Below are 15,206 nucleotides of genomic sequence, written 5' to 3' on the forward strand. Positions count from 1 at the left end.
GCCATTGTAATCCGTTGCAGCTTACCGGTCGCACCGCGTGGCAACGCGCTGAGGATATGGATCGCGCGCGGCACTTTGAAATCGGCCAACCACCGGGCACAGTGGTCGCGCAGTTCGCGTTCGCTGGCCTCCATCCCCTCGCGCAAGACCACTGCTGCATGCACTTCTTCGCCCAAGGTAGGGTGGGGCGCCGCAAAGGCCAGCGCCTCGGCTACCGCCGGGTGGCGCAGCAGCACATCGTCAATCTCAAGCGGTGAAATCTTCTCGCCGCCGCGATTGATCAGCTCCTTGATCCGGCCGGTCAAGCACAGGTAGCCATCGTCATCGAGATAGCCCTGATCGCCGGTGCGAAACCAACCACGCACAAATGCGGCCGCATTCGCTTCAGGATTGTTCTCGTAGCCGTCAACCACATTCGGCCCCCGCACGACCACCTCGCCTTTCACTCCCTTCGGCAACAAGTTGCCGCTTTCGTCCATGATGCCGACTTCTACGCCAAAACCGATCCCGACCGAGCCGGGTTTGCGCTGGCCGGGAGGCAGCGGGTTCGAGGTCATCTGGTGCGATGCTTCGGTCATACCGTAGCTCTCGATCACTGGTGCGCCAAACACCGCCTCCATCTGCTCCATCACCACCGGGGGCAGCGGCGCGCTCGACGAGCGGATGAAGCGAAACGGGTTGGCGGCGATGATCGCGGCATTGCGCTCAGCGCGGGCCAGCAGCACCTGATGCATCGTCGGCACTGCCGAATACCACGTTGGCCGCGCTTGTTCAACCCAGCTCCAGAACTTGAGGCCATCGAAACCGGGAGGGCAGATGACCGCGCCGCCCGCCGCCAGTTGACTGAGCAACGAAGCGACAATGCCGTGAATGTGGAACAGCGGCATCACGCAGAGCGAGCGGTCGGCGGGGCTAAGCTGGTAGGTGGTGATGATGTTGGCGGTCGAAGCAACCAAATTGCGATGGCGGATCGGCACTCGCTTGGGCCGACTGGTCGTACCGCTGGTATGTAGGATCATCGCCACATCGTCGGCTTCAGCCCAGCCATCACGGCGCGGCGGGCCGGCCTCGCTGGCCGCGCTGAAGATTAAGCGGCCAGCAGCGTCGAGCGCCGCCTCGATTAACAGCATCCCCGGACGCAACGCGGCCCGCGCTTCGTCGCCCTCGCCGGGAGCTACAATCAGCGCGCGGGCATTGGTATCTTCGTAGTAGAACGCAAACTCATCGCGGCGGTACTTGGGATTGAGCGGCGCAGCGGTGGCCGCCGTCGCCGCAGCCAGAAAGGTCATCGCCATCGCCGGGCCATTACCCAGCGCGATCGCGATCCGGTCTCCCCGGCCCAACCCATGGGCTTGCAACCATTCGGCCAACCGGCTAACCTGCGTGCGCAGATCGGCAAATGCCCACACCAGCCCGCCCGGCGCGATCAACGCCGGATCGTGCTCGGCGCCAGCGCGCAAGAGGTCAAACAGTGTTGCTCTGTTTGTGGTCATAGCACCGTATTCCTCATCCACACGTGCAATGCGTGTTACCATCCGACCGCCAAGCCATCGCAACGTGGCTCGGTGCCGGCGACGTAGCAACCGCTTGGCAAGCGCCAAATGATCTGTCCTCGACCAAACCCGCTCAACTCGCTTTCGACCACTACCTGATGACCACGAGCAGCGAGACCCTCGATCACGTGGCGCGGCGTTTCGAGTTCGAGGCGCAGCGTACCGTCGCGCTCCCACCTCCACCGCGGCGCATCGAGGGCCGCCTGCGGATGCATCCCGTAATCGAGGGTATTGACAACCACCTGCACGTGACCTTGCGGCTGCATATGACCACCCATCACGCCAAAGGGGCCGATCGGTGCGCCGTCTTTGCTGAGAAAGCCGGGAATGATAGTATGGAATGGGCGTTTGCCCGGCGCAACGTGATTGGGATGGCTAGGATCGATCACAAACCCGCAGCCGCGATTGTGCAGCGCGATGCCATACTCAGGCACCACTACCCCTGACCCAAACCCCATATAGGTCGATTGGATCATACTCACCATCATACCATCACGGTCAGCGACGGCGAAATAGACCGTGCCGCCCTTGGGCAACGCCGCTGGACCATAGTCGTTGGCCTGCTCGCCGATCAACCGGCTGCGTGCCGCCAGCCGGTTACGGTCAAGCATCTGGGCAACCGGCACCGGCGCTTTGGCCGGATCGGCCACATACGCGAAGTTATCGGCAAACGCCAGCTTCATCGCCTCAATCTGCCAATGGAACGCCGCCGCTGACTCGCGGGGGAAGCGGGCCAGATCAACGTGGTCAAGGATGCCGAGCGCCATCAACGCGGCAATCCCTTGCCCATTCGGCGGAATCTCGTGAACGGTGTAGCCGCGGTATTGCATCGTGATCGGCGTCACCCACTCTGAGCGATGGGCAGCCAAATCCTCAGCTCGCAACAGGCCGCCGGTTGCGCGGGCAAAGCGGTCGATCGCCGCAGCAATTTCACCCTGATAAAACGCATCCGCGCCGTGACGGGCGATCAAGCGCAGGGTGCGGGCATGGCCGGGGCTCACGAACCGCTCGCCGGGGCGCGGGGCGCGGCCATCGCGGCTAAAGGTCGGCAGAAAACCGGCGAACGCCGGGCCGGTGCGAGCATGAGCCGCCGCCACCCCACGCGCCCAAAAGTAGGCCACCATCGGCGGTACCGGCGCACCCTCTTCGGCGTATGTAATCGCCGGTGCCAGCACCTGTGCCAGCGGCAAGCGGCCAAACCGCTCGTGCATATCGCCCCACAATCGCACCACCCCCGGCACTGTCACCGGCCACCAGCCATGCACCGGCAGCTCGGTATGACCAGCAGATGCTAACGCCTCGGCAGTCAAGCCGGCTGGCGCCGCTCCCGAACCGTTGATGCCGTAGAGCGTATTGCCGGCCCAGATCAGGGCAAAACCGTCGCCCCCCAACCCATTCGAGGTCGGTTCGAGCACCGTCAACGCCGCCGCCGTCGCAATCGCCGCATCAACCGCATTGCCGCCGGCTTGCAACACCTGCATCCCGGCCTGCGACGCCAGCGGATGGCTGCTCGCGACCACGCCACGCTCGGCCACGACCGGCACTCGCCGTCCGGGGTAGGGGAAATGGTGCAGGTTGAGATCCATGAAACAGCTCCTTCACCTCACAAAGGCGCTAAGGGTGAGATAGTTGATTATACAATGGATCGTACATCCAAATGACGCAGCTTGACATTGCCGCCCGCGAGTGTTATCCTACATAACAAAGACATAATGTGCGTTGCGATCGCAGATGATCGTTTCAGTAGTAGGATGCGGCCTGGCGTTGCACGCCGGGCGTTTTTGATCAGCTACTTCGATCGCTATCAAGGTTCTCTCATCAGTGACTATTTCACTGTCGCCAAACGAACCTGCTTTCTCTTACACTTGCCGGAAATGCTATTGAATGACGGTGGTGATATGCCATCTGACGAATGCGATAAACTGGCATTGCCGTCTCAGAGCTGCGTTGCTATCCGCATATCATCTGGCCAGCCACGCGACAGATCGGCAGTACATAGCCTGCCTGAACAGGAGCGGCTACCATGGACGATGTAACTGCTACCGCTGATCCGGTTGAATTGATTGCAGATATGCCAGACGGTCCGGTGATGAGGGATGAACTTCCGCCCCTCGCATCTGAACTGCTGAAGCACAAAGTCATGCTCACCATCGTCGAGCAACAACAGCGACGTGGTTGCCAATCCTCGCTCGAGACGGTGCAAGCTGCGTTCATCCATGCCTATCTCTCGCCCTCGGTCGAAGCGCTTATTGCCCGTCACCGCGAATATCTTCCTACCGCCGATTTTGATCTGATTCGCCGCGCGTATGCGCTCGCCGCCGTGGCCCACGAAGGCCAGCGCCGCCAATCAGGCCAACCTTACATTGATCACCCAATTGAAGTTGCCCTGATTCTGCTCGATTTGCGCCTCGATACCGAATCGATCGCCGCAGCGCTACTACATGATGTGGTCGAAGATACCGGTGTGCCGATCGAGGTGATCGAGCGTTTTTTTGGCAAGCAAGTCGCTAATCTCGTTGATGGCGTGACCAAGCTCTCGGGGTACGAGAATAAAAGCAAAGAAGAGGTGCAGGCCGGCACCTACCGCAAACTGATTATCGCTTCGGCTGATGATCCGCGGGTGGTGTTGATCAAGCTGGCCGACCGCCTGCACAATATGCGCACCATTCACGCTACTCCGCCCCACAAACAGCAGCGCGTCGCGCGCGAGACGCTTGACATTTATGCGCCACTCGCTCACCGTCTCGGCATGTGGCAGATGAAGTCGGAGCTTGAGGATCTGGCCTTTAAGACCCTCCATCCCGATCGCTACAAAGAGATTGCCCAAGGGCTGGCGATGCGGAAGGAAGCACGCGACCGTATCGTCCAGCGGGTGATTGCCCAGTTGAAAGAGGCGCTGGCCCGCGAAGGTATAAAGGCCGAAGTGACCGGTCGCTCGAAGCATATCTATTCGATCTGGCGCAAGATGGAGCGCAAAGGGGTGCCGCTAGAGCGGATCTATGACCAGCTTGCGGTGCGAATTATTGTTGATGATCCCAACAACGAAGTGGGGGAATGTTACCGGGCACTCGGTGTTGTTCATAGCAAGATGAACTGGACGCCGGTGACGCAAGAGTTCGATGATTACATCGCCGCCCCCAAAGAGAGTTCGTACCGCTCGATCCATACCACGGTCATCCTACCCGAAGGCGTTCACTGCGAAGTGCAGATCCGCTCGCGCAAGATGCACGAAGAGGCCGAGCACGGCATTGCCGCTCACTGGCGTTACAAGGAAGGTTTCAACACTCGCAGTGATAAAGATTACGAAAACAAGATTCGCTGGTTGCGCGAGCTGATTACATGGCGCAACGAGACGACCGATAGCGAATTCGTTGATATGCTGCGCGCCGAGTTTGAAGAGCGCGTCTTTGTCTTTACGCCCAAAGGTAAGATTATCGACCTGCCTGAAGGCTCGACGCCGATCGATTTCGCTTACCGCATCCACTCGGAAGTGGGTCATAATTGTATCGGCGCGAAAGTCAACGATCGCATGGTGCAGCTTAATTACGAGCTGCGCAACGGCGAGATTGTCGAGATTCTGACCTCGAAGACGCCGCGCGGCCCTAGCCGTGATTGGCTGCGGATTGTGAAGACGCCGTCGGCCAAAAACCATATCAAACGCTACTTCCGCCGGCTCGAGCGCGAAGAGAATATCGCCGCCGGACGCGAGATGCTTGAGAAAGAACTGCGGCGCGTTGGTCTTACCCATGTGAGTTTTGAGAAGCTGGTTGAATTAGCCGGCCCGTCGGTGCGCTCGGTAGAGGATCTTTTCTACCAGATCGGGGTTGATGATATCAACGAGCGCAAGCTGGTCGCGAAATTACTCGATGGTCAAGCGCCTCCCGCACCTGCGCCGGTGCCCGCGCCCAGCCCCACCCAACCGCTGGCGCAGGTGAGCGCAAGCGGTGAGATCTATCTCGCTGGCACTGGCAAGATTCCATCACGCATCGCTCGTTGTTGCAATCCGATCTTTGGTGAACCGATCGTGGGCTTTACCACTCGCGGTCGCGGCGTTACCGTTCATCGAGCCGATTGTCGCACCCTTCAACATCTAAGTGAAGCTGAACGAGGCCGCCTCATGCCGGTCTGTTGGGGCAATGGTTCGGTGACAAACCAGACTTTCCCCGTGCCGTTACGAATTGAAGCGTGGGATCGGGTTGGTTTGTGGCGCGATATATCCAATGTGATCGCCGAGGCCGGCATTAATATCACCGAAGTCAATCATGGCAAACCACGCGCCAATGGGCGGATGGTGTTGAATGTCACCGTCTCGCTCCAGTCAATGGCTCAGCTCTCGCCGCTGATCGAGAAGATCAACCGCATTCCTGATGTGCTTGATGTCTATCGCAAGACGTAACTCCCGCGCTCAGCGATGATCGAATCACTCCGTGCCGGCCTGCTGCAATGGTTTGCCAACCATGCCCGCGACCTGCCATGGCGCCGGACTCGCGATCCGTATGCGATTATGGTTGCCGAAGTAATGCTCCAGCAGACGCAGGTTGACCGGGTGATTCCGAAGTATCAGGCCTTTTTAGCCACATTCCCTACTATCGAAGCCCTTGCTGCTGCGCCCACCGCTGATGTGATCCGGTTGTGGGCTGGGCTTGGCTACAACCGGCGCGCCGTCAATTTGCAACGGGCAGCGCAGGTGATTGTCGCTCAACACGGTGGGAAGGTGCCGGATTCGGTGGCCGCCTTGCGCACGTTGCCCGGTATTGGCCCCTATACTGCCGGCGCGATTGCCTGCTTTGCCTTCGAGCGTGATGTCGCTTTTCTCGATACCAACATCCGGCGGGTGGTGCGCCGGCTTTGCGTTGGCCCTGACCATTTGGCTGCGGTTGCCGATAGCGTATTGCTGGCCCACGCCGAGGCGCTGATTCCGCCGGGGCAAGGCTGGGCATGGAACCAAGCGATCATGGAGCTAGGCGCGCTGGTTTGCACTGCCGTTAGCCCAACTTGTTGGCGCTGTCCGCTGCGTCAGTACTGCCGCGCATACGCTGCCGCAGTCGCCGCTGATACCGCTCTGGCTGAAATGATGACCACTCCTGCGCTTAAGCGCGTTGCCGAGCCGCGCCCTGCCGAACCGTTCGTCGGGTCGCGCCGTTGGTACCGAGGCCGGATTATCGCCGCGCTGCGCGCTTTGCCTGCCGGGACGGCGTTACCCCTATTCGAACTAGGCCGGCAAGTGCGGCCTGATTTCGCGGCTGACCATGAACAGTGGCTTCTGCAATTGGTGCACGATCTCGCCCGTGATGGGTTGTTGGTGATCACGGAACAAGGCGTGCGCTTGCCCGCTTAACTCTGGCAGAGGCCGTTGAGCGTGCGGTAAGCTCATCTTGTTTGCAACCAACACGGAACGAGCTGCGTATGGCTATATGTATATGCCAATCTGGTCTTTGCCCTCGTTTAGTACGACAAAAGGTATAAAATATCTTTAGCGACTGGTGATAGACGCAGGCAGCCTGTCAGCCAATAGCTGTCGTGCAGTTTCACCAATGCCTCCTTTTTGGACAGGCAACGGCGCGCTACAAGGAGACTTCCTACATGCACACCATTCCGTCGCCCGTGCGCGGATCGCTGATCGGATTGTGGAGTGCTGCTATCGTGGTGGGGGTGATGTCTTGGCTCTTAGCACCGGCTACCCTGCTTGATGTGGGCACATGGCTGGCTATGATCCTCTTTGCGCTCGGTCTGACCATCTTTGAAGGGTTGACTATCGTGCGCCAGCATGATCGTCCACTTACTATCACCCTCGTCTTGCTCATTGCTGCAATGATCATCTTGCCGTGGCCACTGTTTCTGCTCGCGGTTGCGATTGGCGCGGTGGCCGGCGCATTAGCGCGCGCGGCGCCATGGTGGCAGGCGCTCTCGTTAGCCGCGACGCGCTGGATCGCTTTAACGGCTGGCAGTGCGGTTTTGATGATTTTTGCGCAACAGCATACCTATGGCGCAACCATTGCTTCGCCATCGGCACTCATTGGCTTGATCGGCAGCGGATTGGTTGTCTATCTGATCGAACGGGTGGCAAGCGCGAGTTTGGTTGCGCCATTCACAGGGGAACCCTTACCGGCGGCGCTGCGTTTGCGTCTCGACGATGCCGGTTGGTATGCGCTTATCTTTGCCCCGCTGGGGGGGATGTTGGCTATCCTCTGGCAACAGGAGGTGTGGGCCTTTGCTCTTGGCATCGTCCCGCTGGCGATGGTGCAGATCAGTTTGCGTCGCCAGCACAAACTTGAAGAGGCGTTAAGCATCGCCGACGCCCAACTGCGCACCGCCAACGCCCGGCTGTTATCCCTCTCACGCCAAAGTGAACATTTGCAAAATCTGGTCGTCTCATTGATGGCTAGTCGTGATGTGCCAACAATGCTCAATCTGCTCGGCGAGCGGCTGAGCGCGCTGATGGAAGCGGATAGCGCATGGGTGACGCTGTACGATGAGCATGGCAATCTGCAATTGGTTGCGTCACACCATTTGCCGGCACCGACCGAAGGAGTGGGGCCGCAACCTATTCCCTTGCCTCGTGACTACGATCTCGCCCTCGAACGGCGGCGCGTCACCCTCTTTACCGACCAGCACGTGCAGACGCTGGCGCCAGTGGCTGCGTTGACCGAGCACTCACCTTGGCAAGCGATCATTCTCTTGCCGCTATTGGACGAGCAGCAACCGCTTGGCGCCGTCTGTTTAGCTTTTGAGCAGGTTCGTGGTCTCAAAGAGGACGAGCAACTTCTCTTGGCCGCCTTTGCCCGCCACGCTGCTGCCGTGATTCAAAACGCGCGCCTCTTTCGCCGCTGGCAAGAGATGCAGATCGAATTGGGCCGGTCGGCGAAGCTGGCGGCTGTTGGCACGTTTGCTGCCAGTATTGCGCACGAATTTAACAACCTTCTCTCTGGCATGCTCGGCTATGCCCAATTGGGTTTAGCTGATGATGATGTTGAGACGAAAAATGAGGCGTTAAAGGTGGTGCTCGATACCTGCAAGCGCGGGAGCAGCATTACCGGTAGTCTGCTTACCTTTGCTCGCCGGCGCGAATCGCGGCGTGAGTTGTCGGATCTGCGTGAAGTAGTTGACGGTACGCTCACTTTGATGGAAATTGAATTACGCAAACACGGCATTCAGGTGGTGCGCCAGATCGAGGCGGTGCCCCTAACGATCTGTGATGCCGGCCAGATTGCGCAGGTCTTCCTCAATCTGCTCACCAATGCTCGTGATGCGATGAAACCGCAGGGTGGCACGTTGACTGTCACGCTTAAGGCAGAGCAAGGCTGGATTGTGTTGCGAGTTGAGGATACCGGCTGTGGCATTCCCGAAGCCATTCGTCGCCAGATCTTTCAGCCGTTTGTCACAACGAAGAATGCTACCGGCAACCAATCGGGCACCGGTTTAGGGTTAGCAGTATCGTATGGGATCATCCAAAATCACAACGGTCGCTTCGAGGTCGAGAGCGAGGTGGGTAGGGGGACGACGATGACCATCCGCTTGCCGATTGTGCAGGAAGAGCCGGCCGAAACGGCGCCAGCGCCGATCCCATCGCTTCACCTGCTTGTCATTGACGATGACGAAACGACAGCTCGCGGATTAATTGACTTGTTGGAAAGAGCTGGCCACCGTGTCACCTATTGCGCTCACAGTGCCGAGGCGGTCGCTATCTATACCGCTAACCAGTTTGATATAGTGCTGAGCGATGTAGTGATGCCAGAACTCGATGGGATTACGTTGCTCAATGTCTTGCGCTCGTATGACCCGGTCGCTAGTGTCATTCTCTTTACTGGTCATATTGAACCGGATCAGGTAGCAGCAATGGCGGCGAGTGGCGCGTATGCGGTGCTACGCAAGCCGTTTGCCGCCGATGAGTTGATGGCTGCCGTGCAAGCCGCCTACCACGACCGCGAACGTACTCGCCGCGCTCTCGCTAGCATTACCGAACCGGCCTCGCTGCGGTGAAACAGTGTTAGCGCAAAGCCGCAAAGCGAGCCAAGATGCAGGAGAGCCGGATGGCTGTCCGGCTCCGCAGAGAACGCAAGATATTTGGGATGGGATCATCCTTCGCATACTCGGCGGTACAAATCCTCCAGCCGGAGCCTCACTCAAGAATCAGTCGCGTCCGTTGGAAGCGCCGCATCGCCGCGCCGATCAACACGCTGTCGATCACGGCCAATACAGCAATCGCAGTTAGCACCGCTTGTGGCACATTCCAACCAGCAATGAGATGCAACAGCCGTTCTTGCCACGCTGCCGGCAATGCCTGTAGGCCAAACGTCGGCACAAAGATTAACAACATCACCGCGATGCTCAACATTTGTGTGGCTTGCTGCACAGTTTTCGCCCGCAGCGACACCAAGATTCCCGCGCCGGCAGCGAGGCCGCCGCTGAGCAACGAGATGCCGATCACGCCTAACGCTACTGCTGGCGGGTAGAAGAGCAAGCGCCCTTCACCGTGAACGAGGTTGATGGTGATCAGCCCTACCAGCAGGCTGACCCACGTGAGTCCGACCCCATACGCCAACGCGGCCAGTAGTTTGCCGAATAAAATCGCCTGATCGGCCAGTCGGCTGGCGAGCAAGGTTTCCAGCGTGTGCCGTTCGCGTTCGCCAGCAAACGAATCCGCCACAACCGCATTGACCAGAAAGAGCGGTACCCAGCTCCAGTAGATGAGCGTGATCGGTGACTCAACCCACGATTTGCCCATTTGCCACGGTAACAAGATACCGAAGGAAAGGATCATGAAGAGGATGCCAAATTTGCCAACCCGATCGCCAAAGTTGAACGCCTCTTGCAGCTCTTTGCGCATGACTGTCCAGACATCAGTAAGCATGGGCTTCCTCCTCTTCCATCAAGGTCAGGAAGACCGCTTCGAGACTGGCATGGCTGCGGCGCACTTCTTCGATCTGTCCGCCGTGCTCAACCACTAGCTTCACCAGCGAGGCCGGATCGCTCGCGGTGGCGAGTTCGATCAGCAGGCGCGAGCCGTTGGCTTCCACTCGCTTCACAGCCGGTTGGGATTGGAGAACCGTCACGACATGCGGCGTGAAAGCGCGCCCGATGATTTCGAGGTGCAGCGTTTCATGGCGGCGTAGCTCGGCGAGACTGCCTTGCGCCAACAGCCGCCCTTGCCGGATAATCCCGACTCGGTGGCAGAGTTTCTCGGCTTCGGCGAGATTGTGCGTGGTGAGAAAGACGGTCACCCCTTCGCGTTCAACCAGTGTGCGCAGATCGTCGCGCAATACGGCGGCAGCAATGGGATCAAGGCCAGCAGTTGGTTCGTCGAGGAAGATGAGTTGGGGCCGGTGCAAAAGCGCGCGCGCAATCGCGAGCTTCTGCTTCATACCGCGGCTCCACATCTTGACCTGTTCGTTGCGTCGTTCCCACAATCCCAACGGCTCTAACAGTTCGCGGATGCGTTGGTTGCGCTCGGCAGCCGGCATTCGCCAGATACGCCCATAGTAATCAAGGTTGTCAGCGGCACTCAGCCGTTCATATAAGCCAGCGTGTTCCAGCAGTGCGCCGGTGCGCTCACGCACCTCGGCAGCTTGCTGCGGCACCGGCAAGCCTAACACCTCGATCTGGCCGGCATCGGGTTGTAATAAACCTAGCAACAGCCGGATCGTAGTTGTCTTGCCCGATCCGTTTGGTCCCAAAAAGCCGAAAATTTCACCCTGCCGGACTTCAAGCGTCAATTGGTCAACTGCTCGCACCGGGCCAAAGGTGCGGGTCAGTTGCTGGGTGCGGATGGCGAACGTGTTCATTATGCGCCTCTGATCGACTAGCTTCCCAACGGCCACCACTCTCTACCCCGCCGGTGCCGGCATTATAGCTGGCGGCTCATCACTATTGCCGGTGGCGGCCACCAGATGGTGCAAACTGCACCAGTAGTACTGAAACGCTTCCTTGCCGGTCTCGGTCAACGAACAAAGGGTCAATGGCGACTTGCCGCGATAGGTCTTCTCGATCCGCACATAGCCGGCCTGTTCGAGTTTGGCGAGATGAACCGATAAATTCCCTTTGCTGAGGCCGGTCTCGCGTTGCAAAAAGAGGAAATCGGCGCTATCGACCGTATACAGCAGCGCAACGATCATCAGGCGCGCCGGTTCATGAATGACGATCAAGACTGGCCAGTTGGTGTAGCTGGAGTTTCATCATGATACCTCGATCGATGTGTGTTGGAGATAGCGGTAGAGCGTGACACTGCCGCTAATCAGCATCCACGCGCCTGCCGTTGCGATCACCAGACTGGCGCCGAGAAAACCATTCACTGGCGTCCAGTGCATGAATATGCCAAGTGCCGTCACAAATGCAGCTAAGGCGTAGAAGCGCCGCATACCAAGATATGCACCGAGGTAGCCCAAGCCGGCGGCCAAGGTCGCGCCCATAAGCACCGGCATCCATGCCTCGGCGAGCTGGACATTGAAGGTGAGGTTGGCCAATGCGATGCCTACCCCGATTCCCACCAACCCACCGAGCGCGCGTTGCCATCGAGGCGGTTGGCGATAGGCGACATAACCGGTGCGCGGGTAAGTGATGCGTATCTTGAGCGCGTGGAGGATCGTTCTGCCTAACAGGATCAGCGGGATTAGCGCGAGCGGTAGCAAGAGATTGGTCCAGTCGGCGATGTTGGCCGGCGCTGACAATAGTATAAGCTGGACAGAGCCGGTGAACAAAAAGATGCTGCCGATCAGCAATTCCGGCAAACCGTCGATCATCCAGTAGCGCCGAGTGCGTTGACTGAGGTCGGGAACCGGGTTCATGGCTACACTTTTTGTAAACTGGTCTGTGTTACAAACCTGTTTTTACTATAAGACAACCGGGATGAGCTTGTCAGGGATTTTTAGGCGGGAGCAAGCCCTCACCTCAGCCTTCCCCCTCCGAGGTCAAGGGCGGACAGAGCGTATGAACGTAGATGCAGGTTATGGCCTTAGAATGGGTCATTTGACCCTCGTCCCCAACCCTGTTCCCACTAACGCGGGAGCGGGGCGCTGCTCTGTTTCGCTGTAGCAATATCTTTGCCGCCAATCCGGCGATTCCCCCTCTCCTGCCGTGAGGAAGGAAAGGAGGGGCGGGGGTGAGGGCTACCACCGAGTTGCAGGGGAATAGCCTCAAAGAGATACAAAAACCACAACAATTTTTTGTGCTGCTTGGGTCTTTGTAGTGGCTATTCCCCACCTCATAGCGGGAGAGGAGGCCGGGGGGAACTCAGCCCGCGCAGCGGGCTTCGTAATCGTAGCCCGGCCCTTCAGGGCCGGACTCCCTCTTACCGCTGCCGGATCGTGATCTCGTCGAAGCGCACGATGATCCCGCTCTCATCGAAACTGGTGACCGCCAACCCAACCTCGCCGCGAGTAAAGGTCGGATCGCGCGTCTGCTCCAACCGGCGGTCGTTGATGTACAGCGTAATCTCGTCGCCGCGCAGCTCGACCCGCATGCGGTTGTTTCCCGGTTTAATGGCCTCGTGCTGCGTCCAGTCAATGATCGTCTCCCACTGATTATCTTCCAGCAATTCAAGCGCGTAGTAACCGTCGTTCGAGACGCTAAACAAGTAGAAGTTGTCTGCGTCTTGATAGTGAAAGATCAATCCGGCGGCGCCAGCCGGACTATTGCGCGGGATTGAATAACTTGCCTTGATCACGACATTGCGATAGCTGCCGTCAACGAGTGCCCACACCAACAGCTCCGGCTCCTTGACTTCGATGATGTAGTTTCCCTGCTCGTAAGCGTAGCGCGCCCTGCTGTCTTCACTAGTGCCTAAGTTGCTGTCCGCTGGGTTCTCGAAATCATCGCGGAAGACAATCTCGCCGCCAATCACTGATTCCACTGCACCGCCACCGCTTGTAGAAGGCTCTCCGGTAACAGGGGTCGGTGTATTGGTCACGTCGCTGAAGCTAAATGAGGACAGCGAGATCACGATAAAGACGCATGCGCCAATAAAGATGAGCAGCAGCAAGCCAATACCGCCAACCAGCAACCAGATGAGCTTGTTGTTCGGAGGGGTAGCTTGCATCTCGACGCTCGATGGAATCTGGTGCGGCGGAGGACTGCTGGCCGGTATCCCATACGATGGTGGTGGCGGTATGAAAGGATCGGGCGGGCTGCTGGCGCTTTGGGTGGGCGGAATGACCGGTGGAGTAGGTGGGGCGGCGGGCCGGTCGGGCGGGATGATGGTGGTCGGCGGGGCGGCGGGCCGCTCCGGCGGGATGATGGTGGTCGGCGGGGCGGCTGGCTGGTCGGGCGGGATGATGGTGGTCGGCGGGGCGACCTTTTCTGGCACGCGCGCGCCGCACTCCGGGCAAAAACGGTCGTTCGCCGTTAGTTTGTGGCCGCATTGCGGGCAAAAAGATGGTTGTTGCGGTTCACTCATATCTACTCCTGATCAGTGCGTGACCTCTCTGTGTCGATGGGTGGCCGGGAACGTGCGCCGCCGGCCCGCTGGCGCAGGGCCTCAGCGTGCGTGCTGCCAGTCCGTGGTACGCCAACCTCGCGCCTAGGCGAACCAGCCGCCGCCGAGTAGTGCAAATCGTTCACTCATTGGCCAATATCTCACCTAACGCTGCAATACAAGCGTGGTTCTCGTCATCGGTACCGAACGAAATCCGAATCCAACCCGGCAACCCCCAACCACTGAGCGGCGTCACCAGCACCCCGCGCTAGGCTAGTGCCGCTGCCAGCCCCTGATCGTCAGCCACCGCCACAGCTACGAAGTTTGTCTCGCCGGGAATGACGGTCAAGCCTACGGCTCGCAAACCCTCGCTCAGCACCGTGCGGCTGTGCGCAGCGTGGGCCAACGATCGTGCGAGATGTTCGGCGTCATCGAGCGCAGCTAGGCCGGCAATCTGCGCCAACGAATTGACGTTGAAGACGGGCCGCGCCCGTTCCAGATAGGCGATCAGTTCAGGCACAAAGGCATACCCAAGCCGCAGACCGGCCAATCCGTGGATTTTGGCAAAGGTGCGCAACAGCAGCAGATTATCGCGTCCGGCCCGGATGAGTGGCGGCAGATCGGGAAAGTCGGGCCGGGTGACAAACTCGATATAGGCTTCATCCACCACCACCAGTACCTCATCCGGCACCTGATCGAGGAAAGTGCGCAGTTCCGCCTCCCCGACCGTCGTGCCAGTGGGATTATTGGGATTGCAGACGAAGACGAGCCGGGTGTTCGGCGTGATCGCTGCGGCCATTGCCGGTAAGTCATGAGTCATATCGCGCAGCGGAATCTGGCGCGCAATCGCGCCTTGCGCCTGTATGCGCCGCACGTAGCTGATGAATGAGCCGTGTGCTAGCACCGCTTCATCGCCTTCTCTCAGCATGGCATGGCAAATCAACATAATTAATTCGTCAGAGCCATTGCCTAGCATCACGCTTTCCGGGGCAAGCTGGACGCGCGCGGCGAGCGCATGCTTGAGCGCTACCCCGCCGGCGTCAGGGTAGCGATGGAGTTCGGCCAACGCTGCTTGCACCGCGGCCACTGCCCGTGGTGATGGCCCTAAGGGGTTTTCGTTGGCAACCATGCGAATCGGTGGCCGCCCTGCCGGCCCAAGTCGCGGTGGCGGCGCCGGTGAGAGGGCTTGGAGAAACAGCTTCTTTCGGATCGGCACAGGCAATACTCCGGGTCACTGCAAATCTGTC

Annotated in this window: 11 protein-coding genes; 3 read left to right on the forward strand and 8 right to left on the reverse strand. The window is 59.2% G+C overall.

The window, feature by feature from the left end:
* Together Q1A59_RS02255 and Q1A59_RS02260 are read right to left on the reverse strand one after the other, a co-directional pair.
* Positions 1–1,493 (reverse strand): acyl--CoA ligase (locus Q1A59_RS02255; RefSeq protein ID WP_299643664.1); only part of this gene is annotated, 1,493 nt, incomplete at its 3' end.
* Positions 1,494–1,528: 35 nt separating this feature from the next.
* Positions 1,529–3,139 carry a gamma-glutamyltransferase family protein gene (locus Q1A59_RS02260; protein ID WP_298404659.1) on the reverse strand — a complete coding sequence of 537 codons (1,611 nt, stop codon included), beginning with the start codon at positions 3,137–3,139 and terminating at the stop codon, positions 1,529–1,531.
* A 485-nt stretch (positions 3,140–3,624) separates the two neighbouring features.
* Here Q1A59_RS02260 and Q1A59_RS02265 point away from each other — a divergent pair, with 485 nt between their 5' ends.
* The 3 genes from Q1A59_RS02265 (at position 3,625) to Q1A59_RS02275 (ending at position 9,533) form a co-directional block, all read left to right on the forward strand.
* A complete protein-coding gene (locus Q1A59_RS02265; RefSeq protein ID WP_366144842.1) occupies positions 3,625–5,949 on the forward strand; it encodes a bifunctional (p)ppGpp synthetase/guanosine-3',5'-bis(diphosphate) 3'-pyrophosphohydrolase in 2,325 nt (774 codons plus the stop codon).
* Between the two features lie 15 nt (positions 5,950–5,964).
* On the forward strand, positions 5,965–6,891 hold the full coding sequence (locus Q1A59_RS02270) for an A/G-specific adenine glycosylase (protein ID WP_298404655.1): 927 nt from the start codon (positions 5,965–5,967) through the stop codon (positions 6,889–6,891).
* Between the two features lie 245 nt (positions 6,892–7,136).
* Positions 7,137–9,533 (forward strand): ATP-binding protein, encoded by a 2,397-nt coding sequence (locus tag Q1A59_RS02275; RefSeq protein WP_298404652.1) that lies wholly within the window; start codon positions 7,137–7,139, stop codon positions 9,531–9,533.
* A gap of 139 nt (positions 9,534–9,672) precedes the next feature.
* Here the strand turns inward: Q1A59_RS02275 and Q1A59_RS02280 are convergent, their stop codons facing one another.
* From Q1A59_RS02280 to Q1A59_RS02305, 6 genes are all read right to left on the reverse strand, one after another.
* The gene (locus Q1A59_RS02280; protein WP_298404649.1) at positions 9,673–10,404 is read right to left on the reverse strand and encodes an ABC transporter permease subunit; all 732 of its coding nucleotides are present in this window, start codon (positions 10,402–10,404) and stop codon (positions 9,673–9,675) included.
* Positions 10,394–11,335 (reverse strand): ABC transporter ATP-binding protein, encoded by a 942-nt coding sequence (locus Q1A59_RS02285; RefSeq protein WP_299643670.1) that lies wholly within the window; start codon positions 11,333–11,335, stop codon positions 10,394–10,396. Before Q1A59_RS02285 ends, Q1A59_RS02280 begins: the two co-directional genes overlap by 11 nt.
* A 42-nt stretch (positions 11,336–11,377) precedes the next feature.
* A complete protein-coding gene (locus Q1A59_RS02290; protein WP_298404640.1) occupies positions 11,378–11,695 on the reverse strand; it encodes a transcriptional regulator in 318 nt (105 codons plus the stop codon).
* Positions 11,696–11,725: 30 nt separating this feature from the next.
* Complete coding sequence (locus Q1A59_RS02295; protein ID WP_299643673.1) at positions 11,726–12,334, reverse strand: hypothetical protein; 609 nt, start codon at positions 12,332–12,334, stop codon at positions 11,726–11,728.
* Between the two features lie 503 nt (positions 12,335–12,837).
* Positions 12,838–13,941: a zinc-ribbon domain-containing protein gene (locus Q1A59_RS02300; protein ID WP_299643676.1), complete on the reverse strand. Its 1,104-nt coding sequence runs from the start codon at positions 13,939–13,941 to the stop codon at positions 12,838–12,840.
* A gap of 286 nt (positions 13,942–14,227) precedes the next feature.
* Complete coding sequence (locus Q1A59_RS02305; protein WP_299643678.1) at positions 14,228–15,175, reverse strand: histidinol-phosphate transaminase; 948 nt, start codon at positions 15,173–15,175, stop codon at positions 14,228–14,230.
* Positions 15,176–15,206: the final 31 nt, after the last annotated feature.

Source organism: uncultured Chloroflexus sp. (assembly GCF_937951745.1).
Taxonomy (GTDB): domain Bacteria; phylum Chloroflexota; class Chloroflexia; order Chloroflexales; family Chloroflexaceae; genus Chloroflexus.

What these genes read in the sequence shown, in the direction of transcription:
- Q1A59_RS02260 (WP_298404659.1), bottom strand. Translation starts at nt 3,139, where the DNA reads ATGGATCTCAACCTGCACCATTTCCCCTACCCCGGACGGCGAGTGCCG.
- Q1A59_RS02265 (WP_366144842.1), top strand. Translation starts at nt 3,625, where the DNA reads ATGCCAGACGGTCCGGTGATGAGGGATGAACTTCCGCCCCTCGCATCT.
- Q1A59_RS02270 (WP_298404655.1), top strand. Translation starts at nt 5,965, where the DNA reads ATGATCGAATCACTCCGTGCCGGCCTGCTGCAATGGTTTGCCAACCAT.
- Q1A59_RS02275 (WP_298404652.1), top strand. Translation starts at nt 7,137, where the DNA reads ATGCACACCATTCCGTCGCCCGTGCGCGGATCGCTGATCGGATTGTGG.
- Q1A59_RS02280 (WP_298404649.1), bottom strand. Translation starts at nt 10,404, where the DNA reads ATGCTTACTGATGTCTGGACAGTCATGCGCAAAGAGCTGCAAGAGGCG.
- Q1A59_RS02285 (WP_299643670.1), bottom strand. Translation starts at nt 11,335, where the DNA reads ATGAACACGTTCGCCATCCGCACCCAGCAACTGACCCGCACCTTTGGC.
- Q1A59_RS02295 (WP_299643673.1), bottom strand. Translation starts at nt 12,334, where the DNA reads ATGAACCCGGTTCCCGACCTCAGTCAACGCACTCGGCGCTACTGGATG.
- Q1A59_RS02300 (WP_299643676.1), bottom strand. Translation starts at nt 13,941, where the DNA reads ATGAGTGAACCGCAACAACCATCTTTTTGCCCGCAATGCGGCCACAAA.